Origin of the sequence: Metapseudomonas otitidis, from assembly GCF_011397855.1 — a bacterium.
Classification (GTDB): domain Bacteria; phylum Pseudomonadota; class Gammaproteobacteria; order Pseudomonadales; family Pseudomonadaceae; genus Metapseudomonas; species Metapseudomonas otitidis.
This window is the reverse complement of sequence record NZ_AP022642.1, coordinates 4,756,701-4,778,655: the sequence shown is the minus strand read 5'-3', so window position 1 is coordinate 4,778,655 and position 21,955 is coordinate 4,756,701. Positions and strand designations below refer to the sequence as shown.

Here is a 21,955-nt window from a genome sequence, read left to right as displayed (position 1 = left end):
TTCCTAGGCTCGCTCCACAACAACAAAAGGAGAGCCGCCATGAATGCCCCGCTCGACCCCTCCGCACTCGATGACCTGAACATCCCCGACAGCCACGGCCTCAACCTTTTCGGCTGCGACCCGGAGCTGGCGCGCCTGCTCGCGCTGTACCTGCCGGACGCGGTCTGCCGGGCCTGGCTGCCCACGCTGGAACGCCTCGGCGCCCGTGCCGGTGGCGAGCTGGACACCCTGGCGCTCTCGGCGGACAAGAACCCGCCGGTGCTGGCCAGCCGCACCCGGCGCGGCGAGGACCGCCAGCGCATCCTCAAGCACCCCGACTACGTGGCCCTGGAGCGGGTGGCCTACGCCGAGCTGGGCCTGGCCTCCATGAGCCACGTGGCCGACGGCCCGCCGCCGCTGATCAAGTACGCGCTGACCTACCTGTTCGTGCAGGCCGAGTTCGGCCTCTGCTGCCCGGTGAGCATGACCGACTCCCTCACTCGTACCCTGCGCAAGTACGGCGCCCCGGAGCTGGTGGAGCGCTACCTGCCGAGCCTCACCTCGCGGGACTTCGACAGCCTCTACCAGGGCGCCATGTTCATGACCGAGCAGGCCGCCGGCTCCGACGTGGCGCGCACCCGCACCGTGGCGCGGCAGAAGGACGGGGCCTGGACCCTGCACGGCGACAAGTGGTTCTGCTCCAACCCCGACGCCGACCTCGCCATGGTGCTCGCCCGGCCCGAGGACGCCCCCGAGGGCATGGCCGGGGTCAGCCTGTTCTTGCTGCCCAAGCACCGGCCCGATGGCAGCCGCAACGCGTACCGCATCGTGCGCTTGAAGGACAAGCTCGGCACCCGCTCCATGGCCAGCGGCGAGATCACCCTGGAAGGCGCCACCGCCTACCTGATCGGCGAGGTGGGGCGCGGCTTCCAGCAGATGGCCGACATGGTCAACATGTCGCGCCTGTCCAACGGCGTGCGGGCCGCCGGGCTGATGCGCCGGGGGCTCAACGAGGCGCTGTTCGTCGCCCGCCAGCGCCAGGCCTTCGGCAAGCGCCTGGTGGACATGCCGCTGATGCAGCGCCAGCTGCTCAAGCTGATGCTGCCCGCCGAGCAGGCGCGTTCCCTGTTCATGCAGATCGCCACCCTGCTGCCCCGTGCCGATGCCGGTGACCGCGAGGCGCAGCAGTGCGTGCGCATCCTCACCCCGCTGATCAAGTTCCGCGCCTGCCGTGATGCCCGCCGTGCCACCGGCGACGCCATGGAGGTGCGCGGCGGCGTCGGCTACATCGAGGAATGGAGCGACGCCCGCCTGGTGCGCGACGCCCACCTGGGTTCGATCTGGGAGGGCACCAGCAACATCGTGGCGCTGGACATCGCCCGCGCCGTGACCCGCGAAGGCGCCCTGGAGCCCCTGGCCCGCCACCTGCGCGGCCTGCTCGACGAGGCGGCCCTGCCTGCCGCCGCCGATGCGCTGCTGCGCAGCAGCCTGGACAAGGCCGTCGCGCTGATGGCCGAGGTCGCCGAGGCCCGCCGCCACCAGCAGGTGCGCCAGGCCGGCAGCGCGCTCTACCACGTCGCCACGGCCATCGCCCTGGCGTGGGAGGGCGCGCGCTTGGCCCCCAACCACCGGCGCCTGGCCCTGGCCTTGCTGGTGCTGCGTCACCGCGTGCTGCCCCGCGACCCGCTGGCGGCCGAGGCGGATGCCGGCGAGGCGCTGCTGCCGGCCCTGCTGGCCGAAGGCCCGCTGAGCCTGGACGACGCCCTGCGCCTGCTGCCCCACTGATCGCGGAGCCCTGACCATGACCACAACGACAGCCCCTCGGGGCGCTTTGCACGGCATCCGCGTTCTCGATCTCAGCCGCGTCCTGGGTGGCCCCTACTGCTCCCAGGCCCTGGCCGACCACGGCGCCGATGTGATCAAGCTGGAACCCCCGGCGGGTGACGAGACCCGGGGCTGGGGCCCGCCCTTCGAGGGCGACACCGCCTCCTACTTCCGTGGCATCAACCGCAACAAGAAGGGGCTGGTGGTGGACCTCGCCCAGCCCGAGGGCCGCCAGCTGCTGCTGCGCCTGCTGGAAGGCGCCGACGTGCTGCTGGAGAACTTCAAGCCCGGCACCCTGGAGCGCTGGGGCATCGGCTATGCCGAGGTGCTGGCCGAGCGCTTCCCCCGGCTGATCCACTGCGCCGTCTCCGGCTTCGGCGCCGACGGCCCGCTCGGCGGGCTGCCCGGCTACGACGCGGCGATCCAGGCCATGGCCGGGCTGATGAGCGTGAACGGCGAGGCCGACGGCGGACCGCTGCGGGTCGGCCTGCCGGTGGTGGACATGGTCACCGGGCTCAACGCCCTGGCCGGCATCCTCCTCGCGCTGCACGAGCGGCAGCGCAGCGGGCGCGGGCAGTCCGTGGACATCACCCTCTACGACTGCGGCCTGTCGCTCCTGCACCCGCACCTGCCCAACTACTTCGGCTCGGGCCGGGTGACCCCGCGCAGCGGCAACGCCCACCCCAACATCGCCCCCTACGACAGCTACCGAACCGGCGGCGAGCCGATCTTCCTCGCCGTGGGCAACGACCGGCAGTTCGCCCGGCTCTGCGAACACCTGGGCGCCGAGGCCCTGCTGGACGACCCGCGCTTCGCCGACAACGGCAGCCGCTCGGTGCACCGCCAGGCCCTTAAGCAGGCCCTGGAGCACCACCTGGCCGAGCACGACGGCCGCGTGCTGGCCGAGGCGCTGATCCACCTCGGGGTGCCCTGTGGCGCGGTGTCCAGCGTGGACCAGGCCGTGGCCCACCCCCACACCACCCACCGGCGCATGCGGGTGGAGATGGGTGACTACCAGGGCATCGCCTCGCCGGTGAAGCTCTCCCGCACGCCGGCCCATTACCACAGCCCCCCGCCCGGGCTCGGCGAGCACAGCCGCACGGTGCTCGCCGACCTCGGGCTGGATGCCAGCGCCGTGGAGGCGCTGATCCAGCGCGGCATCGTCCGCGGCTGAGCCTTCCTTTCCCTCCCAGCAGTTCTGGAGATCGTCATGACGGTTCGCGATGCGACCCTTTGCCCGCCGCCGCCCTCGCTGCGGCTCGAATACCCCCTGCCCGGCGTTGCCGTGCTGACCCTGGACCGGCCCGCCGTGCGCAACGCCCTCGACCTGGCCCTGCGCCAGGCCATCGCCACGGCCGTGCAGCAACTCGACGAGGACCCCGCCGTGCGGGTCATCGTCATCACCGGCGGTGAGCACGTGTTCGCCGCCGGGGCCGACCTCGGCGAACTGGTGGAGGCCAGCCCGCTGCAGGTGCAGCAGCGCCGCGTCGAGCGCTACTGGCAGGCCCTGGCGGACTGCCGCAAACCGCTGATCGCCGCCGTCAATGGCCTGGCCCTGGGTGGTGGCTGCGAACTGGCGCTGCATGCCGACCTGATCATCGCCGGCAGCAGCGCCCGCTTCGGCCAGCCGGAGGTGCGCCTGGGGATCATGCCCGGCGCCGGCGGCACCCAGCGCCTGGTGCGCGCAGTGGGCAAGTACCAGGCCCTGCGCCTGCTGTTCACCGGCTGCCTGGTGGAGGCCCGCGAAGCCCTGGCCATGGGCCTGGTCAGCGAGGTGGCGGAGGGCGACGCCTTGCCCCGCGCGCTGGCGCTGGCCGAGGAGATCGCCGGCCTGCCACCCCTGGCCCTGGCGCAGATCAAGGCGGTGGTCAACGCCGGCGCCGACCTGCCCCTGGAGCAGGCGCTGCTGCTGGAGCGCCAGGCCTTCCAGCTGCTGTTCGACAGCCATGACCAGAAGGAGGGCATGCGTGCCTTCCTCGACAAGCGCCAGCCGGAGTACCACGGACGATGAACGCCGAGACCCTTTTCCCCCGCATCGGCCTGGTGGGCTGCGGCGCCATGGGCCAGGGCATCGCCCAGCTGGCAGCCTGCTCGGGGCGGGACGTCCACCTGTTCGACACGCGCCTGGGAGCGGCGCGGGATGCCTGCGAGCGCATCGCCTACGAGCTGGCCCGCCAGGTGGAGCGTGGACGCCTCGACGCCCAGCAGGTCGCGGAGGCCATGGAGCGCCTGCACCCGGTGGACAGCCTGGAGGCGCTGGCGGAGTGCACCCTGGTGGTGGAGGCCATCGTCGAGGACCTGGCCGCCAAGCAGACGCTGTTCCGCCAGCTGGAAGGGCTGCTGGACGCCCGCGCGCTGATCGTCAGCAACACCTCCTCGCTGTCGATCACCGCCATCGCTGCCGCCTGCCGTGACCCGGGGCGGGTGGCCGGGCTGCACTTCTTCAACCCCGTGCCGCGCATGCGCCTGGTGGAAGTGGTGCCGGGGCTGATGACCCGCGGAACGGTGGTCGAGCGGCTGCTGGCGCTGGTGCACGACCTCGGCCACCAGCCGGTAAGGGCGCAGGATGCCCCCGGCTTCCTGGTCAACCACGCCGGCCGCGCCTACGGCACCGAGGCCCTGCGCATCCTCGCCGAGGGCGTGGCCACGCCGGAGCAGGTGGATGCCCTGCTGCGCGACGGCGCCGGGTTCCCCATGGGGCCCTTCGAGCTGATGGACCTGGTGGGGCTCGACGTCAGCGTCCCGGTGATGGAGTCCATCTACCACCAGTACTACGAAGAGCCGCGCTACCGCCCCCATCCCCTGGCCCGCCAGCGCCTGGCCGCCGGCCACCTGGGGCGCAAGAGCGGCCGTGGCTTCCATGCCTACCCCCGGCCGCAGCCGGTGCCTCCGCCGTTGCCGGCGCGGGTGGCGCTGCCGCCGGTGTGGCTGGCTGCCGACGACCCGCAGCTGGAGGCCGAGTGCCGCACCTGGCTGGCCGGGCTGGGCGTGGTGCTGGAAAGCGGCCCGGCGCCCTCTGACGAGGCCCTGTGCCTGCTGGCGCCCCTGGGCGATGACGCCACCCAGGCCGCCCTGCGCTTCGGGGTCGACCCGACGCGCACGGTGGCGTTCGACAGCCTGGCCGAGCGCGCGGCGCACCGCTGCCTGATGCCGACCCCGGTCACCGAGGCGCGCTACCGCGACGCCGCCTGTGCCTTGCTCGGCGCCGATGGCGCGCGGGTGACGCTGATCGGCGACAGCGCCGGCTTCGTCGTCCAGCGGACCCTGGCCGGCATCGTCAACCTGGCCTGCGACATCGCCCAGCAGCGCATCGCCGCGCCGGCGGACATCGACCTCGCCGTGCGCCTCGGCCTCGGCTACCCCCACGGCCCGCTGGCCTGGGGCGACCGCCTCGGTCCGGCGCGGGTGCTGCGCGTTCTCGAACGGTTGCACGCCCTCAGCGGCGACCCGCGCTACCGCCCCAGCCCCTGGCTGCGCCGCCGCGCCCAGTTGGGCCTGTCCCTGCTTCACCAAGAGCCCAGCCGAGGAGAACCCTGATGCTCGATGCCTACCTCTACGACGGCCTGCGCACCCCGTTCGGCCGCTACGGCGGGGCGCTGTCCGGCGTCCGCCCCGATGACCTGGCGGGCGCCCTGATGCCAGCGCTGCTGGCGCGCAGCGGCGTACCGGCCCAGGCCCTGGAGGACGTCATCCTCGGTTGCACCAACCAGGCCGGCGAGGACAGCCGCAACGTGGCGCGCAACGCCCTGCTGGCAGCCGACCTGCCCTGGCAGGTGCCCGGGCAGACGGTCAACCGCCTCTGCGCCAGCGGCCTGGCGGCGGTGATCGACGCGGCCCGGGCGATCACCGCCGGCGAGGGCGAGCTGTACCTGGCCGGCGGGGTGGAGAGCATGTCCCGCGCGCCCTTCGTCCTGGGCAAGGCCGAAGGCGCCTTCAGCCGTCGGCTGGAGGTGCACGACAGCACCATCGGCGCGCGCTTCGCCAACCCCCGGCTGGTGTCGAGCCACGGCGGCCACAGCATGCCGCAGACCGCCGACCTGCTGGCCCGGGAGATGGGCATCGAGCGCGACGCCGCCGACCGGTTTGCCCTGGCCTCGCAGGCGCGTTACCAGGCGGCCCTGGCTGCCGGTTTCTTCGACGACGAGATCGCCCCCGTGACGCTGCCGGGCCGCCGTGGGGCGCCGCCCCGTGACGTGCTGCGGGACGAGCACCCGCGGGGCGACACCACCCTCGAACAGCTCGCCACCCTGGCGCCGCTGGAGCCGGGGGGCGTGGTCACCGCCGGCAACGCCTCGGGGGTCAACGACGGCGCTGCCCTGTTGCTGCTGGGCAGCCGCGCGGCAGGCGAGCGCTACGGCCTGCGGCCGCTGGCGCGGGTGCTGGCCAGCGCCAGCGTCGGGGTCGAGCCACGGATCATGGGCATCGGTCCGCACCCGGCGATCCTCAAGGCCCTGCAGCGGGCCGGCCTGGGCCTGGCGGACCTGGACCTCATCGAGATCAACGAAGCCTTCGCCGTGCAGGTCCTGGCCTGCCTGAAGGCCCTGGGCCTGACCGCCGACGATCCCCGGGTCAACCCCCGGGGCGGGGCCATCGCCCTCGGCCATCCCCTGGGCGCGTCCGGTGCGCGGCTGGCCCTGACCGCCGCCCGCGCCCTGCAGCAACACGACCAGCGTTACGCCGTGGTGAGCCTTTGCGTCGGGCTGGGGCAGGGCGTGGCGATGGTCCTGGAGCGCGCCTGAGCGCCCCGTCTTCGGGGCCCCCGGCGGGCCCCGCCTTGGAGAGCACCATGCACAACAACAAGAAACGTACCCACTGCCTTTCAATCACCGTGCTGCTCGTCGGCGCCAGCGGCCTGGCCCAGGGCGCCGAGGGCTTCGTCGAGGGGAGCAGCGCCAGCCTGCAGCTGCGCAACTTCTACATGAACCGCGACTTCCGCGAGGGGCACGGTGTGTCGCGCGCGGAGGAGTGGGCCCAGGGCTTCCTGCTGGACTATCGCTCCGGGTTCACCGAGGGCACCGTCGGCGTCGGCCTGGACCTCGTCGGTCGCCTGGGGCTGAAGCTGGATTCCGGCGGCGGCCGCGACGGCACCGGCCTGCTGCCCAGTGGCGACAGCGGCAAGGCCGCCGACCGCTACGGCCGCCTGGACCCGACCCTCAAGCTGCGGGCCTCCCGCAGCGAATTGCGCCTGGGGGCGCTGGTGCCCAGGCTGCCGACCCTGCAGCCCAACAACGGCCGGCTGTTCCCCCAGACCTTCCATGGCGGCCTGCTCAGTGCACGGGAGCTGGAGGGTTTCACCTTCACCCTGGCGCGGCTCGATGACGTCAGCCAGCGCAACGAGGGCGGGCGCAGCGACCTGGCCCTGTTCAACCGCAACAAACGCTTCGCCGCCGCGCCCCGTGCCGGTCACCTGGACCTGGCCGGGGTGGACTGGGAAGCGGCGCCGGGCTGGGTGCTGAGCTACCACCACGGCAGCCTGGAACAGGTCTACCGCCAGGACTTTCTCGGCCTGCGCGGCCAGGTGCCGGTGGGCGGCGACCACCTGGAGCTGGACCTGCGCCTGTTCGACAGCCGCGACGCCGGCACCGGCTGGCGCCGCGAGATCGACAACCGCGCCCTCGGCGCGCTGTTCACCTACCGCCGCCAGGACGGCCACGCACTGGGCCTGGGGCTGCAACGCATGAACGGCGACACCGCATTCCCCTACGTGCACGGAGCGGATGCGTACCTGGTGAACTTCGGCCAGTACAACGACTTCTCCGAACGTGGTGAGCGCTCCTGGCAACTGCGCTACGACTACGACTTCGCCGCCCTCGGCCTGCCCGGCCTGAGCCTGATGACCCGCTACTTCAAGGGCTGGGACGGGCGCCTGGGCAACGGCCGCGCAGTGGACGAATGGGAGCGCGACACCGACCTCAAGTACGTGATCCAGAGCGGCCCGCTCAAGAACCTGGGGCTGGCCTGGCGCAACGCCGTATACCGCACCAGCGAAGGCCGCGACGTGGACGAGAACCGGGTGATCCTCAGCTACAGCCTGGCGTTGTTCTAGCGCACGTAGCCCGGGCTTCAGCCCGGGAGCTGGGCGGGACCTTTCCCGGACTGAAGCCCGGGCTACTGCATGCGTTGGGTGGATGTCGCTTTTTGCATTCGGCAGCAGTGCGGCGGGTGGCTTCGATGGTGGGCTGAAGCCCACCCTGCGGGCGGGTTACTGCAGCGGAGCGGCTTTGGGTGGAGGTTGCCCGCAGGAGCGAGCTCTGCTTGCGAAGCCCTTGGCGGCGCTGCGCACCGCAGGGCGACTGAAGTCGCCCCTACAGGGAAGGTGTCAGTGGGGTGCGCATCAACGTGCGGCGCTGACGCCTTCGAGGGTGGCGAAGGAGGTGTCCTTGGCGGTGAGCAGGAAGTCGCGCATGAAGGGGGCGTCGAGCATGTCGGCGCGGATGGCGGCGTGCAGGGTGGCGTACAGGCCCTTGTCGCCCAGGCGCTTGGCGGTGACGTAGCCCCGCGAGCTGTACTCGTGCAGCGCCCAGTTGGGCAGGCAGCACACGCCGCGGCCGCTGGCCACCAGCTGCATCATCATCACCGTCAGCTCGGCCGTGCGGATCTGCGCGGGCTCGACGTCGGCCGGTTCGAGGAAGCGGGTGAACACGTCCAGGCGGTCGCGCTCCACCGGGTAGGTGATCAGGGTTTCGCTCTCCAGGTCCTCGGGCACCACGTAGGGCTTGCCCGCCAGCGGGTGCTGGTTGGCCACGGCCAGCAGTGCCTCGTAGGTGAACAGCGGCACGTAGCTGATGCCCGGCAGTTCGATGGGGTCGGCGGTCACCACCAGGTCCAGGTCACCCCGGGCCAGGGCCGGCAGCGGGGCGAAGGAGAAGCCCGAGGCCAGGTCCAGCTCGACTTCCGGCCAGGCGTCGCGGAACTGGTCGATGGTGGGCATCAGCCACTGGAAGCAGCTGTGGCACTCGATGGCCATGTGCAGACGCCCGGCGGTGCCACCGGCCAGGCGCGCCAGGTCGCGTTCGGCGGCGCGCATCTGTGGCAGCAGGCTGTCGGCCAGTTGCAGCAGGCGCAGGCCGGCGCTGGTGAAGCGCACCGGCTTGGTCTTGCGGATGAACAGGGGCAGGCCGAGGCGCTCCTCCAGCTCCTTGAACTGGTGGGAGAGGGCCGACTGGGTGAGGTGCAGGCGCTCGGCGGCCTCCACCAGGCTGTCGGCCTCGCGCAGGGCATGCAGGGTCTTGAGGTGGCGTACTTCGAGCATGCGTGGGCTCCCGTCCATGAATGGAACTGGTGAAGAATCGAAGGGCCATGAGTTTCCTTCATCTGTCGCGTGGGTGTCGAGCGGCGCCCTTGTCGCAGCCTGTGGCTTGCGCCAGCATGCGCCGTCCGTTTCCGGGAGCCTTCTGCCATGCGTCGCCTGCCTTCGCTCACCGCCCTGCGCACCTTCGAGGCGGCCGCGCGCCATGCGCATTTCGGCCGTGCGGCCCAGGAACTGTGCGTCACCGACAGCGCGGTGAGCCACCAGATCCGCCAGCTGGAGGAGCAGCTCGGGGTGTCGCTGTTCGAGCGCGAGGGGCGCCAGGTTCGCCCCAGTGCGCCGGCGCGGCGCCTGTTGCACAGCCTGCAGCAGGCCTTCGAGCTGATCCTCGATGCCTGCGACGAGCTGCGCGACCCCGGTTCCCAGGCCCAGCTGCGTGTGGCGGTGACCACCGAGCTGGCGCAGAAGTGGCTGGTGGGGCGGCTGGCGGATTTTGCCGAGCGCCACCCGCAGATCACCCTGCACCTGCACGAGCAGCCTTTGGAGGCGCAGCTGCCCGGTGCGGAGATGGACCTGGCGATCATCTACGGCACCGGTCCGGAGGACGCCAGCGGCTACTTCGTGCGGCCGCTGCCGACCCTGCAGTTCTTCCCAGTGTGCAGCCCGGGCCTGTTCAACCAGTCGCCCCTCAAGCACCCCCGCGACCTGGCGCGCCACTGCCTGCTGCACGACGACCAGGACGGCAAGACCTGGAACGCCTGGCTGGCCACCCACGCCGCCGATCTGCGTCCAGCCCGGCACCTGTACCTGGGCCACGCGGGGCTGACCATGGAGGCGGCGGCGCGGGGCCAGGGGGTGGCCATCGGCGACAACCTCACCAGCGCCGAGGACCTGGCCAGCGGCCGGCTGGTGCGGCCGTTCGCGGCCCAGGTGCCGTCCCTCGGGCAGTACGCGCTGGTGTGCGAGCGCCTGCGGCTGGACAAGCCGGCGGTGGCGCAATTCGTCGATTGGTTCAGTGATCAGCTGGCCGATATGTGAATTGAATTCATGGGTTAAGCGAAAAAGGTCATTGGTCGCCGCCGCGTCGGCGCGGGTACTGTCGGGGCATTCCCATCCCCCACGAGGACCTGAACATGGCACGCACCCTGACTTCCCTGCCCAAGGCCGACGGCTTCCGCCTGCCCGGTGAATTCGAACCCAAGGCCCGCTGCTGGCTCGGCTGGCCGGAGCGCCCGGACGTGTGGCGCAACGGCGCCAAGCCGGCGCAGAAGGTCTGGGTGCAGATCGTCAGCGCCATCGCCAGCAGCGAGCCGGTCACCGTCTGCGCTTCGGCAGCGCAATACGCCAACGCCCGCCGCCTGCTGCCCGAGCACGTGCGGGTGGTGGAGATGACCTGCAACGACACCTGGTTCCGCGACAGCGGCCCGGCCTTCCTGGTCAACGACGCCACCGGCGAGGTGCGTGGCGTGGACTTCGAGTTCAACGCCTACGGCGGCCTCGATGGCGGCCTCTACTACCCCTGGGACAAGGACGACCAGATCGCCCAGAAGATCCTCGAGATCGAGGGCTACGACCGTTACCGCGCCCCCTTCATCGCCGAGATGGGCGGCATCCAGAGCGACGGCCAGGGCACCCTGCTGACCACCGAGCAGTGCCTGCTCAACCGCAACCGCAACGCCCACCTGGGCAAGACGGAAATGACCGGGCGCCTGTGCGACTACCTGGGCGCCGACCAGGTCATCTGGCTGCCCCGTGGCTGCAAGTTCGACGAGACCGATGGCCACATCGACGACCTGGCTTGCTTCGTGCGCCCCGGCGTGGTGGTGATGCAGTGGACCGACGACCGCAGCGACCCGCAGTGGGAGATCTACCAGGAGGCCTACGACATCCTGCGCAGCACCCGTGACGCCCGTGGTCGCGCGCTGGAGGTGCACAAGCTGCCGCAACCGCGCGTGCTGGAGTGGACGGCGGAGGAAGCCGAGGGGCTGGACCAGGTGGACGGCACCCACCTGCGCGAGGCCGGCACGCGCATCTGTGCGTCGTACATCAACTACTACGCCGGCAACTCGGCCATCGTGCTGCCGCTGTTCAACGACCCGTGCGACGTGGTCGCCCAGGCCACCCTGGCGGAGCTGTTCCCGCAGCACCGCATCCTCGGCATCGGTTTCTCCCGCGAGATCCTCCTGGGGGGCGGCAACGTCGCCTGCATCACCATGCCGCAATACGCCGCGCGGCAGCGCTAGGAGGCTCACCATGCGCTCGCTCGCAGCCGCACTCCTGCTCGGCCTGGGCCTGTGTGCCCAGGCCGAGGACGCGCCCCGGCAGGTCAACCTGTTCATCTGGGGCGAGTACATGGCACCGGATACCCTCTCGCGCTTCCAGGCCGAGACGGGCATCCGCGTGGTGGCCGACCACTTCGACTCCCTGGAGGCGATGGAGACCAAGCTGCTCACCGGCCACAGCGGCTACGACCTGGTGCTGACCGCCGGCCAGCACCTGCAGCGGGCGATCCGCAGCGGCGCCATCCAGCCGCTGGACAAGGGCGCGCTGCCGAACTTCGCCGGGCTGGGGGATGAATTCGTCCAGCACATGGCCGCCTTCGACCCGGGCAACCGCTACGCCGGGCTCTACGCCTGGGGCACCACCGGCTTCGGCTATCAGGAGGAGGCCATCCGCACACGCATGGCCGATGCCCCGGTGGACAGCTGGGCGATGCTGATGGACCCGGCGGTGGTGGCGCGCTTCGCCGACTGCGGGGTGAGCCTGCTGGACGACCCCAACGAGGTGTTCGGCGCGGCCATGCGCTACCTCGGCCTGGACATCAACCGCCAGAACCTGGACGACCTGAAGAAGGCCGCCGAGCACCTGGCGACGATCCGCCCCTCGATCCGCTACTTCGCCAACGACCGCAACATCAACGACCTGGCCAACGGCAACACCTGCCTGGCGATGGCCTGGAACGGCAACGCCACGGTGGCCGCCAGCCAGGCGACCCAGGCCGGCAAGCCGTACCACATCCGCTATTCGATTCCGCGGGAGGGCGCGCAGATCTGGTTCGATGCGATGGTCATCCCGGCGGATGCACCGCACCCCCGCGAGGGGCTGGCGCTGATGGACTTCCTCATGCGGCCGGACGTGATCGGCCCGATCACCAACAGCATCGGCTACGCCAACGCGGTGACGGCGGCCTCGGCCACGGTGGACCCGGCGATCCTCGCCGACCCCGGCACCTACCCGCCGGCCGAGGTGCGCGCCCGGCTGTATACCAAGAACGACAACGGCTCGGCCTTCAACCGCGCCCTGACCCGGGCCTTCACACGCTTCAAGTCGGGCACCTGAGTGCTCGGCTCTGCATGAGCGTTTCTTGAGTTGAAAGAGAATTTTATGAGTTTGTCTCATGTTCTGTGGGTGCCCAGAATGCCCGGCATTCACAGACAAGGAGACAGACATGGTCCGGGTACATTCCCTCGGCTTTCCCCGCATTGGTCGCGATCGCGAGCTGAAGAAGGCCCTTGAAGCCCATTGGAAGGGCGAGCTGGACGAAGCCGGCCTGCGCGACGTGGGTCGCACCCTGCGCGCCGAGCACTGGCGCCTGCAGGCCGAGGCGGGCATCGAGCTGTTGCCGGTGGGCGACTTCGCCTGGTACGACCAGGTGCTCACCCATTCCCTGATGGTCGGCGCGGTGCCGGAGCGCTTCCGCCCGGCCGACGGTCGCGCCACCCTGGCGACCCTGTTCGCCATGGCCCGTGGCGTGGGGGCTGGCTGCTGCGGCGGACACGCCCAGGAGCTGACCAAGTGGTTCGACAGCAACTACCACTACCTGGTCCCCGAATTCAGCGTCGGCCAGACCTTCCACCTCGGTTGGGAACAGCTCTTCGAGGAGGTCGACGAAGCCCTGGCGCTGGGGCACGCGGTGAAGCCGGTGGTGCTCGGCCCGCTGACCTACCTCTGGCTGGGCAAGGCCAAGGGCGGCGCCTTCGACCGCCTGGACCTGCTGGAGCAACTGCTGCCGGTGTACGGCGAGATCTTCCAGCGCCTGGCCGAGCAGGGCGTGGAATGGGTGCAGATCGACGAGCCGATCCTCGCCCTGGACCTGCCCCAGGACTGGCGCACCGCCTTCGAGCGGGCCTACAACCTGCTGCAGCGCGAGCCGCTGCGCAAACTGGTGGCCACCTATTTCGGCGGCCTGGAGGACAACCTCGGGCTGGCCGCCAGCCTGCCGGTGGACGGTCTGCACATCGACCTGGTGCGCGCCCCCGAGCAGTACCCGACCATCCTCGACCGGTTGCCGGCCTACAAGGTGCTGTCCCTCGGCGTGGTGAACGGTCGCAACGTCTGGCGCTGCGACCTGGACCGCGCGCTGGAGGTGCTGCGCCACGCCCATGAGCGCCTGGGGGATCGGCTGTGGGTCGGGCCTTCCTGCTCGCTGTTGCACTGCCCGGTGGACCTGACCCGTGAGGATCGCCTGGACGCCGAGGTGAAGGGCTGGCTCGCCTTTGCCGTGCAGAAGTGCGCCGAACTGGCGCTGCTGGCCCGCGCCCTGCGCGAACCGGAACACCCCGAGGTGCTCACCGCCCTGGCTACAAACCGCGAAGCGTTGGCGGTCCGTGCGGCCAGCACCCGCATCCACAAGCCCGAGGTGGCGGCGCGCCTGGCGGCCATTCGCCCGCAGGACAGCCAGCGCCAGTCGCCCTTCGAGCAGCGCATCGCCTGCCAGCGCGAGCGCCTGGGCTTGCCGGCGTTCCCCACCACCACCATCGGCTCCTTCCCGCAGACGGCTTCCATCCGCCTGGCACGCCAGGCCTACCGCCAGGGCAGCCTGTCGGCGGCGGCCTACACCGAGGCCATGCAGGCCGAGATCCGCCACGCGGTGGAGGTGCAGGAGCGCCTCGGGCTGGACGTGCTGGTGCACGGCGAGGCGGAGCGCAACGACATGGTGGAGTACTTCGCCGAGCAGCTGGACGGCTACGTGTTCAGTCGCTTCGGCTGGGTGCAGAGCTACGGCTCGCGCTGCGTGAAGCCGGCGATCATAATCGGCGACCTGTCGCGTCCGGCGCCGATGACGGTGGAGTGGATCCGCTATGCCCAGGGCCTGACCGGCAAGTGGATGAAGGGCATGCTCACCGGGCCGGTGACCATGCTGATGTGGTCCTTCCCCCGCGAGGACGTGCCCCGCGAGGTGCAGGCGCGCCAGCTGGCGCTGGCCATCCGCGACGAGGTGCAGGACCTGGAGGCGGCGGGCATCCGCATCGTGCAGATCGACGAGGCGGCCTTCCGCGAGGGGCTGCCCCTGCGCCACAGCGGCTGGGCCCACTACCTGGAGTGGGCCACCGAGGCCTTCCGCCTGGCGGCCAGCGGGGTGCGCGACGACACGCAGATCCACACCCACATGTGCTACAGCGAGTTCAACGATGTGATCGAGTCCATCGCGGCGATGGACGCGGACGTCATCACCATCGAGACCTCCCGTTCGGACATGGAGCTGCTGCAGGCCTTCGAGGCCTTCGCCTACCCCAACGAGATCGGTCCGGGGGTCTACGACATCCACTCGCCCCGGGTGCCGGACACCGCCGAGATGGTCAAGCTGATGCGCAAGGCGGCGCGGCGCATCGACCCGCAGCGCCTGTGGGTCAACCCTGACTGCGGCCTGAAGACCCGTGGCTGGCCCGAGGCCGAGGCGGCGCTGGTGAACATGGTGGCTGCGGCGCGGCAGCTGCGGGCGGAGTTCGCCTGACGCGCCGTTGGGGCTGAGGCGAGGAGGGCGCCATGACCGTTGGGCGCCCTTCATCAAACTGTCACGGTTCTGTGGCAGAGCGCACGACGGGAATTCATCAGAATCGCGCTTCACTGGGGTTCTGCATTCCGGATTTCCACCATGCGCCTGTTCATTCTTCTCGTCGCCCTGCTGGGCGGCCTGCCAGCCTTTGCCGCTGCGCGCTGCGACACCCACGTACCCACCGAGACGGTGGCGCTGGGGGACGTGCGCCTGGCCTACCAGAGCATCGGTGATGCCGATGACCCGGCCCTGCTGCTGATCATGGGGCTGGGCGGCCAGCTCATCCATTGGCCGGACGAGGTGGTGGCGGCGCTGTGCGAGCAGGGTTTTCGCGTCATCCGCTACGACAACCGGGATGTCGGTCTGTCCGCCTGGGCCCAGACGGCGCCCAGCGCGAACCTGACCTATGAAGTGATCCGCTACCGCCTGGGCTTCCCCGTGGAGGCGCCGTACAGCCTACGGGACATGGCCGGCGATGCGCTGCACCTGATGGACGCGCTGAAGGTGCGCGAGGCTCATGTGCTCGGCGCCAGCATGGGCGGGATGATCGCCCAGCACCTGGCGGACATGGCCCCGGAGCGGGTGCTGAGCCTGACCCTGGTGATGACCAGTTCCGGCGCCCAGGGTCTGCCGGCGCCCAGCGATGCCTTGCTGGCGCTGCTGGCCCGCCGCGAGGCGCCGAACCGCCAGGTGGCGCTGGAACAGCAGGCCGACCTGCTGGCCGCCCTGGGCAGCCCGCAGGTGACTGATGACCGGGCGCAACTGCTGGAGCAGGCCGCGCGGGCCTATGACCGGGCATTCAACCCGGAGGGCGTGCAGCGCCAGATGCTGGCGATCCTCGCCGAGCCGAGCCGGGTAGAGCTGCTCAACCGCCTGCACGTGCCGACCCTGGTGGTGCACGGCACCGCCGACCCGCTGCTGCCGGTGATGCACGGGGTGCATGTGGCGGCGCATATCAAGGGCGCGGAGCTGCGGTTGATCCCCGGGCTCGCCCATCGCTTCCAGGACGCCTTCAAGGAGCCGCTGCTGGCCGCCGTGTTGCCGCACCTGATGGCCCACCGACAGCCGGCGGACGGGCATTTTGCGCAGTTGTGAGTGCGCCGCCTGCATAGGCGCGAGCGCTGCTCGCGAAACCTCTGGCCTGTGTAGCCCGGGCTTCAGCCCGGGAGCGGTGTGGGGCTTCCCGGACTGAAGTCCGGGCTACGTCAGGTTCACTCGTGGCGCTGTGCAGCCCTGCGATGGGCTTCGCACAGCTCAGCCCATCCTACGGAGCTGCCCGTAGGATGTGGTGAGCTCGGCGAACCGCATCGATTCATGGCGGGGATGTAGGAGCGAGCGCTGCTCGCGAAGCCTCTGGCCTTCGTAGCCCGGGCTTCAGCCCGGGAGCGGTGTGGGGCTTCCCGGACTGAAGTCCGGGCTACGTCAGGTTCACTCATGGCGCTGTGCAGCCCCAATGATGGGCTTCGCACAGCTCAGCCCATCCTACGGAGCAGCCCGTAGGATGCGGTGAGCTCGGCGAACCGCATCGATTCATCTCGTGGATGTAGGAGCGAGCGCTGCTCGGAAGCCTCTGGCCTTCGTAGCCCGGGCTTCAGCCCGGGGCGGTGTGGGGCCTCCTGGACTGAAGTCCGGGCTACGTCAGGCTCACCAATAGCGCTGTGCAGCCCCAATGATGGGCTTCGCACAGCTCAGCCCATCCTACGGGCGGAGCAACCCGTGGATGCGGTGGGCTCGGTGAACCGCATCGGTTCATGGCGTGCCTGCAGGCGCGGGCGCTGCTCGCAAGGCCTCAGGCCGCGTCGGCTTGGGCGCGGTGGATCAGGTATTGGGCGAGGCGTTCCTGTTGGCCGGGGGTCATGAACAGCCCTTGCTTGGTGCGGCGCCAGAGGATGTCTTCGGCGTCTTGCGCCCATTCCTCGCGGCACAGGTAGTCCACTTCGCGGGTGTAGAGGCCGCCGCCCAGGTGTTCGCCCAGGTCGGTGAGGTTGGCGACCCCTTCCAGCTGTTTCCACACGCGGCTGCCGTAGGTGCCGGCCCAGCGTCGGGCCAGGCTGTTGGGCAGCCAGCCGTAGCGTTCGCACAGGGCTTCGGCCAGAGCCTCCTGGCTGTCCATGGACTCGCCGCCGGGCAGGGTGGCGGTGGCAGTCCAGCTGCCGCCCATGGTCGGGAAGAAGGGCGCGAGCTGCGCCAGGGCCGACTCGGCGAGCTTGCGGTAGGTGGTGAGCTTGCCGCCGAACACCGAGAGCAGCGGGGCTTCGCCCGGATGGGCATCCAGCGCCAGGGTGTAGTCGCGGGTGACAGCGGACGGGTCGTCGGATTCGTCGTCGCACAGCGGGCGCACGCCGGAGTATGTGCGCAGGATGTCGTCGGCGCTGATCTGCTTCTTGAAGTGCTGGTTGACCACGTCGAGCAGGTAGCGGGTTTCTTCCTCGGTGATGGCCACCTTCGCCGGGTCGCCCTGGTACTCGCGGTCGGTGGTACCGATCAGGGTGAAACGCCCCAGGTAGGGGATGGCGAAGACGATGCGGCGGTCCTCGTTCTGCAGGATGTAGGCGTGCTCGCCCTCGTAGAGTTGGGGCACGACGATGTGGCTGCCCTGGATCAGGCGGATGCCGTAGGGCGACTTCTGCTTGAGGTCGTCCTTCAGCAGGCGGGCGACCCAGGGGCCGGCGGCGTTGACCAGAGCCCGGGAGCGGATCGACAGCAGGGTGCCGTCGGCGCGTTCCAGGTGGATGTGCCACAGGCCCTTGCTGCGCCGGGCGCTGACGCAGCGGGTGCGGCTGTGGATGTGGGCTCCGTGCTCGCGGGCGCTCATGGCGTTGAGCACCACCAGGCGCGCGTCGTCGACCCAGCAATCCGAATACTCGAAGCCACGGCTGATACCGGCCTGCAGCGGGCTGCCGACGCCGAAGCGCAGGCCACGGGAGCCGGGCAGCTTCTCGCGCTTGCCAAGGTGGTCGTAGAGGAACAGGCCGGCGCGGATCATCCACGCGGGGCGCAGGTGCGGGCGATGGGGCAGCACGAAACGCATCGGGCGGACGATGTGCGGCGCCTTGGCCAGCAGCACTTCGCGTTCGGCCAGGGCCTCGCGCACCAGGCGGAATTCGTAGTGTTCCAGGTAGCGCAGGCCGCCGTGGATGAGCTTGCTGCTGGCGGAGGAGGTGTGCTGGGCCAGGTCGTCGCGTTCGCAAAGGAACACCGACAGGCCGCGCCCGGCTGCATCGGCGGCGATGCCGACACCGTTGATGCCGCCGCCGATCACGGCCAGGTCATAGACTTCGGAAATGGGCGCGGAGCGCTTCGTCGAGGCGGGCATGGCAAGGCACCTGAATCGAAAGTGAACTTTAAATGTTCGTTTCCGAAAAATGCTAGACGAAGCGAAGGCGAATCGCCACCCCCGCCGAGCGGCCACGGCGGGATGGGCGACGAAAGGCAGGCGGGGTCAGACCGGTTCGAGCTGGACCTTGTGCTCGGCCATCAGCCGGGCCAGGGCGGGGGAGGGGGCGTGGTCGGTGAACAGGCGGTCCACCATGGCGATGGAGCCCATGCGCACCACGGCGTTGCGGCCGAACTTGCTGGAGTCGGCGGCGAGGAACACCTGGCGGGCGTTGTCGATGATGGCCTGGGAGACGCGCACTTCCTGGTAGTCGAAGTCCAGCAGGCTGCCGTCCTCGTCGATGCCGCTGATGCCGACGATGGCGAAGTCGACCTTGAACTGGCGGATGAAGTCCACCGCCGAGGGGCCGACGATGCCGCCGTCGCTGCGCACCGTGCCGCCAGCCACCAGCACTTCGAAATCGGGTCGGTCGGCGAGCTGGGCGGCGACGTGCAGGTTGTTGGTGATCACCTTCAGGCCCTTGTGCCCCATCAGTTCGCGGGCGATGGCTTCGGTGGTGGTGCCGATGTTGATGAACAGCGAGGCGTGGTCGGGGATCTGCGCCGCCACGGCTTCGGCGATGCGCTGCTTCTCGTCGCGCATCTGCCCGGCGCGCATGGCGTAGGCGGTGTTCTGGATGCTTGAGGCATCGGCGGCCGCGCCACCATGGGTGCGTCGCAGCAGGCCCTGTTCGGCGAGCTGGTTGATGTCGCGGCGTATGGTCTGCGGTGTCACCGCGAAGGCCTGGGCCAGTTCGTCGATGCTGACGTAGCCGCGTTCGCGGGCGAGGTCGAGGATGTTCTGTTGGCGGGGTGCCAGGGTCATGAACGGGGTCCCGGATTTTTGACGCGCATTATAGCGGCGGGCTGTCGAAGAGCGACTTTTCAGCTAAGGTACGACCACTTCGTCGCATTGTTTTCACTATCGAACATGACTCCAGCCATCGACCTGCTCAAGAAGGCCAAGGCCGAGCACCGTGTGCTCAGCTATACCCATGATCCGAAGGCGCCCTCCTATGGCCTGGAGGCGGCGGAAAAGCTCGGGCTGGACCCGGCGCGGGTGTTCAAGACCCTGCTGGCGGCCACCGAGAAGGGCGAGCTGCTGGTGGCCGTGGTGCCGGTGGCCGGCAGCCTTGACTTGAAGGCCCTGGCCCACGCGGCGGGCGCCAAGAAGGCCGACATGGCCCCGGCCGATGCGGCGCAGCGCGCCACCGGCTACCTGGTGGGCGGTATCAGCCCGCTGGGGCAGAAGAAGCGCCTGCGCACCTTCATCGACCGCTCCGCGCTGGACCACCCCACCATTCATGTCAGCGCCGGTCGGCGTGGCCTGGAAGTGGAGCTGGCGGCGCAGGTGCTGGCCGAACACACCCAGGCCCAGTTCGCCGCCATCGGGCGGGAATGACTCCTCCATAACAACAAGGAAGCCGGAATGGCCCAGTACCTTCTTGCCATCGACCAGGGCACGACCAGCAGTCGCGCCATCGTATTCAGTGCCCAGGGCCTGCCTGTCGCCCGCGCCCAGACGGAGTTCAAGCAGTACTTCCCGAAGGACGGCTGGGTGGAGCACGACGGCGAGGAAATCTGGCTGACGACCCTCAAGGTCTGCCGCGAGGCCATCCGCCAGAGCGGGCTGCAGGCATCGCAGATCGCGGCCATCGGCATCACCAACCAGCGCGAGACCACCCTGGTGTGGGACGCCGAGACCGGCACGCCGATCCACCCGGCCATCGTCTGGCAGGACCGCCGCACCGCCGACTACTGCTCCCGCCTCAAGGCCGATGGGCACGACGAGAAAGTGGCGCGGCGCACCGGTTTGCTGATCGACCCGTATTTCTCGGCCACCAAGCTGCGCTGGATCCTCGACAACGTGCCGGGCGCCCGTGAGCGCGCCGAGCGCGGTGAGCTGCGCTTCGGCACGGTGGACTGCTTCCTGCTGTGGCGCCTGACCGGCGGCAAGGTGCACCGCACCGACGCCACCAACGCCTCGCGCACGCTGCTGTTCAACATCCATGAGCAGCGTTGGGACGATCACCTGACGCGGCTGTTCGACATTCCGCCGAGCCTGCTGCCGGAGGTGCTGGACTGCTCTGCCGAGTTCGGCATCACCGAGGCCGGGCTGCTGGGCAGCGCCATCCCGGTGCTGGGCATGGCCGGCGACCAGCAGGCGGCGCTGATCGGCCAGGCCTGCTTCCAGCCGGGCATGGTGAAAAGCACCTACGGCACCGGCTGTTTCATGATCCAGAACACCGGCGACACGCCGGTGACCTCGCGCAATCGTCTGCTGACTACCGTGGGTTACCGCTTGGATGGGAAGGTGACCTACGCTGTAGAAGGCAGTATCTTCGTCGCCGGTGCGGCGGTTCAGTGGTTGCGTGACGGTATCAAGCTGATCAGCCATGCCCGGGATACCGAGGCACTGGCGGAACAGACCGGGGATGCCTGTGGCGTGTACCTGGTGCCGGCCTTCACCGGCCTGGGGGCGCCTTACTGGGACCCGAAGGCCCGGGGTGCGATCTTCGGCCTGACCCGCGACACCGGGATCAAGGAGATCGTCACCGCCGGCCTGCAGTCGGTGTGCTACCAGACCCGTGATCTGCTGGAAGCCATGCGCCAGGACGGGGCCGCCGCGCCCAGCGCCCTGCGCGTGGACGGCGGGATGGTGGAGAACAATTGGGTCATGCAGTTCCTGGCGGACATCCTCGGTGTGGCGGTCGAACGCCCCGAGGTGACCGAGACCACCGCCCTGGGCGCCGCCTACCTGGCGGGTCTGAAGGCGGGGCTGTACCGGGATCTGGACGAAATCGCCCGTCACTGGCACCGCCAGCAGCGCTTTGCGCCGCGCATGGCGGAGGCCCACCGGGCCAAGCTTTACGAGGGATGGCTGGATGCCGTCCAGCGAGTACGCAGCGAGGCTTCCCAGGGGTAGTTGCACGCCTGGTCGGCCGCTCACGAAGGGAGTTCGCCTTGACCACACAGGATGCACGTTCAACCCCCGCGGCCCTGCTCTTCGGCTTGGTCGCCCTGTTCGCCTCCGGCTTGTCGAAGGCGGAGACCCTGGTCATTGCCGGTGACCTGTGGTGCCCGATCAATTGCCAGCCCGATTCACCCCGGCCGGGGATCTTCGTCGAACTGGCCCGGGAGATCTTTGCCGAGTCCGGCATCGAGGTGGAGTACCGGGTGGTCAATTGGGCCCGGGCACTCAGCGATGCGCGGGCGGGGAAGGTCAACGCGGTGATCGGTGCCGGCATCCAGGACGCACCGGATTTCGTCTACACCCCTACTGCACCCGGCATCTCGCGCATGTGCTTCTACACGGCGCTAGACGCCACCTGGCGCTACCAGGGGCTGCCCTCGCTGCCGCAGGTGCGCCTGGGCAGCATCAACAGCTACAGCTACGGCCAGGAAATCGACACCTACATCCGCATGCACCGCAGTCGCGGCGACCGGGTGCAGGTGGTGGCGGGCGACCAGGCGCTGGACATGAACATGGAGAAGGTCCGTCACGGCCGGCTCGATGCGACCATCGAGAACAGCTGGGTGATGGACAACCTGCAATCCACCCTGCCGCCCTCGGAGCGCCTGCGCCTGGCGGGCTGCCGTTCGCCGGACGTGGCCATCTACCTGGCCTTTTCCCCGGCGCTGACTGCCAGCGCACGCTACGCCGCGATCTTCGAGGACGGCCTGGCCCGTTACCGGGAGAACGGCAAGCTGCGTGAGGTGATGGGGCGCTACGGCGTCAGCGAGCCTTGAGC

The 21,955-nt window shown here is 70.0% G+C and carries 17 protein-coding genes; 14 read left to right on the top strand and 3 right to left on the bottom strand.

The window, feature by feature from the left end; all coding sequences use genetic code 11:
* Nucleotides 1-39: 39 nt before the first annotated feature.
* From PotMrB4_RS22060 to PotMrB4_RS22035, 6 genes are read left to right on the top strand one after another with little or no spacing between them, the layout of a single operon-like run.
* Nucleotides 40-1,764, top strand: a complete 1,725-nt coding sequence (locus PotMrB4_RS22060) for an acyl-CoA dehydrogenase family protein (protein WP_172434483.1) — start codon at nucleotides 40-42, stop codon at nucleotides 1,762-1,764.
* A gap of 16 nt (nucleotides 1,765-1,780) precedes the next feature.
* The gene (locus PotMrB4_RS22055; RefSeq protein WP_172434482.1) at nucleotides 1,781-2,977 is read left to right on the top strand and encodes a CaiB/BaiF CoA transferase family protein; all 1,197 of its coding nucleotides are present in this window, start codon (nucleotides 1,781-1,783) and stop codon (nucleotides 2,975-2,977) included.
* Nucleotides 2,978-3,013: 36 nt separating this feature from the next.
* On the top strand, nucleotides 3,014-3,814 hold the full coding sequence (locus tag PotMrB4_RS22050; RefSeq protein ID WP_172434481.1) for an enoyl-CoA hydratase-related protein: 801 nt from the start codon (nucleotides 3,014-3,016) through the stop codon (nucleotides 3,812-3,814).
* The gene (locus PotMrB4_RS22045; RefSeq protein WP_172434480.1) at nucleotides 3,811-5,340 is read left to right on the top strand and encodes a 3-hydroxyacyl-CoA dehydrogenase; all 1,530 of its coding nucleotides are present in this window, start codon (nucleotides 3,811-3,813) and stop codon (nucleotides 5,338-5,340) included. The genes PotMrB4_RS22050 and PotMrB4_RS22045 overlap by 4 nt, the downstream gene beginning before the upstream one ends.
* Nucleotides 5,340-6,542 (top strand): 3-oxoadipyl-CoA thiolase, encoded by a 1,203-nt coding sequence (locus tag PotMrB4_RS22040; protein WP_172434479.1) that lies wholly within the window; start codon nucleotides 5,340-5,342, stop codon nucleotides 6,540-6,542. The genes PotMrB4_RS22045 and PotMrB4_RS22040 overlap by 1 nt, the downstream gene beginning before the upstream one ends.
* A gap of 47 nt (nucleotides 6,543-6,589) precedes the next feature.
* Nucleotides 6,590-7,849: an OprD family porin gene (locus PotMrB4_RS22035; RefSeq protein ID WP_172434478.1), complete on the top strand. Its 1,260-nt coding sequence runs from the start codon at nucleotides 6,590-6,592 to the stop codon at nucleotides 7,847-7,849.
* Between the two features lie 288 nt (nucleotides 7,850-8,137).
* On the opposite strand, the gene metR is transcribed toward PotMrB4_RS22035, so the two are convergent.
* Complete coding sequence (gene metR / locus PotMrB4_RS22030; RefSeq protein ID WP_074973385.1) at nucleotides 8,138-9,055, bottom strand: transcriptional regulator MetR; 918 nt, start codon at nucleotides 9,053-9,055, stop codon at nucleotides 8,138-8,140.
* Nucleotides 9,056-9,202: 147 nt separating this feature from the next.
* Between metR and PotMrB4_RS22025 the strand changes: the two genes are divergently transcribed.
* From PotMrB4_RS22025 to PotMrB4_RS22005, 5 genes are all read left to right on the top strand, one after another.
* Nucleotides 9,203-10,090 carry a LysR substrate-binding domain-containing protein gene (locus PotMrB4_RS22025; protein WP_172434477.1) on the top strand — a complete coding sequence of 296 codons (888 nt, stop codon included), beginning with the start codon at nucleotides 9,203-9,205 and terminating at the stop codon, nucleotides 10,088-10,090.
* Between the two features lie 95 nt (nucleotides 10,091-10,185).
* The gene (gene aguA, locus PotMrB4_RS22020; protein ID WP_074973389.1) at nucleotides 10,186-11,295 is read left to right on the top strand and encodes an agmatine deiminase; all 1,110 of its coding nucleotides are present in this window, start codon (nucleotides 10,186-10,188) and stop codon (nucleotides 11,293-11,295) included.
* 10 nt (nucleotides 11,296-11,305) lie between these two features.
* Nucleotides 11,306-12,391 (top strand): extracellular solute-binding protein, encoded by a 1,086-nt coding sequence (locus PotMrB4_RS22015; RefSeq protein ID WP_044414447.1) that lies wholly within the window; start codon nucleotides 11,306-11,308, stop codon nucleotides 12,389-12,391.
* Between the two features lie 109 nt (nucleotides 12,392-12,500).
* Nucleotides 12,501-14,786 (top strand): 5-methyltetrahydropteroyltriglutamate--homocysteine S-methyltransferase, encoded by a 2,286-nt coding sequence (gene metE / locus PotMrB4_RS22010; protein ID WP_172434476.1) that lies wholly within the window; start codon nucleotides 12,501-12,503, stop codon nucleotides 14,784-14,786.
* A gap of 141 nt (nucleotides 14,787-14,927) precedes the next feature.
* On the top strand, nucleotides 14,928-15,923 hold the full coding sequence (locus PotMrB4_RS22005; RefSeq protein WP_044414444.1) for an alpha/beta fold hydrolase: 996 nt from the start codon (nucleotides 14,928-14,930) through the stop codon (nucleotides 15,921-15,923).
* A 694-nt stretch (nucleotides 15,924-16,617) separates the two neighbouring features.
* On the opposite strand, the gene glpD is transcribed toward PotMrB4_RS22005, so the two are convergent.
* Nucleotides 16,618-18,144: a glycerol-3-phosphate dehydrogenase gene (glpD, locus tag PotMrB4_RS22000; protein ID WP_172434475.1), complete on the bottom strand. Its 1,527-nt coding sequence runs from the start codon at nucleotides 18,142-18,144 to the stop codon at nucleotides 16,618-16,620.
* A 126-nt stretch (nucleotides 18,145-18,270) separates the two neighbouring features.
* Complete coding sequence (locus PotMrB4_RS21995; protein ID WP_172434474.1) at nucleotides 18,271-19,029, bottom strand: DeoR/GlpR family DNA-binding transcription regulator; 759 nt, start codon at nucleotides 19,027-19,029, stop codon at nucleotides 18,271-18,273.
* Between the two features lie 105 nt (nucleotides 19,030-19,134).
* Between PotMrB4_RS21995 and ybaK the strand changes: the two genes are divergently transcribed.
* The 3 genes from ybaK to PotMrB4_RS21980 are packed head-to-tail and all read left to right on the top strand — an operon-like array spanning nucleotide 19,135 to nucleotide 21,953.
* Nucleotides 19,135-19,605: a Cys-tRNA(Pro) deacylase gene (ybaK, locus tag PotMrB4_RS21990; RefSeq protein WP_044414438.1), complete on the top strand. Its 471-nt coding sequence runs from the start codon at nucleotides 19,135-19,137 to the stop codon at nucleotides 19,603-19,605.
* A 27-nt stretch (nucleotides 19,606-19,632) separates the two neighbouring features.
* Nucleotides 19,633-21,129, top strand: coding sequence for a glycerol kinase GlpK (gene glpK, locus PotMrB4_RS21985; protein WP_172434473.1), 1,497 nt, complete (start codon nucleotides 19,633-19,635; stop codon nucleotides 21,127-21,129).
* A 38-nt stretch (nucleotides 21,130-21,167) separates the two neighbouring features.
* A complete protein-coding gene (locus PotMrB4_RS21980) occupies nucleotides 21,168-21,953 on the top strand; it encodes a substrate-binding periplasmic protein (RefSeq protein ID WP_232060754.1) in 786 nt (261 codons plus the stop codon).
* Nucleotides 21,954-21,955: the final 2 nt, after the last annotated feature.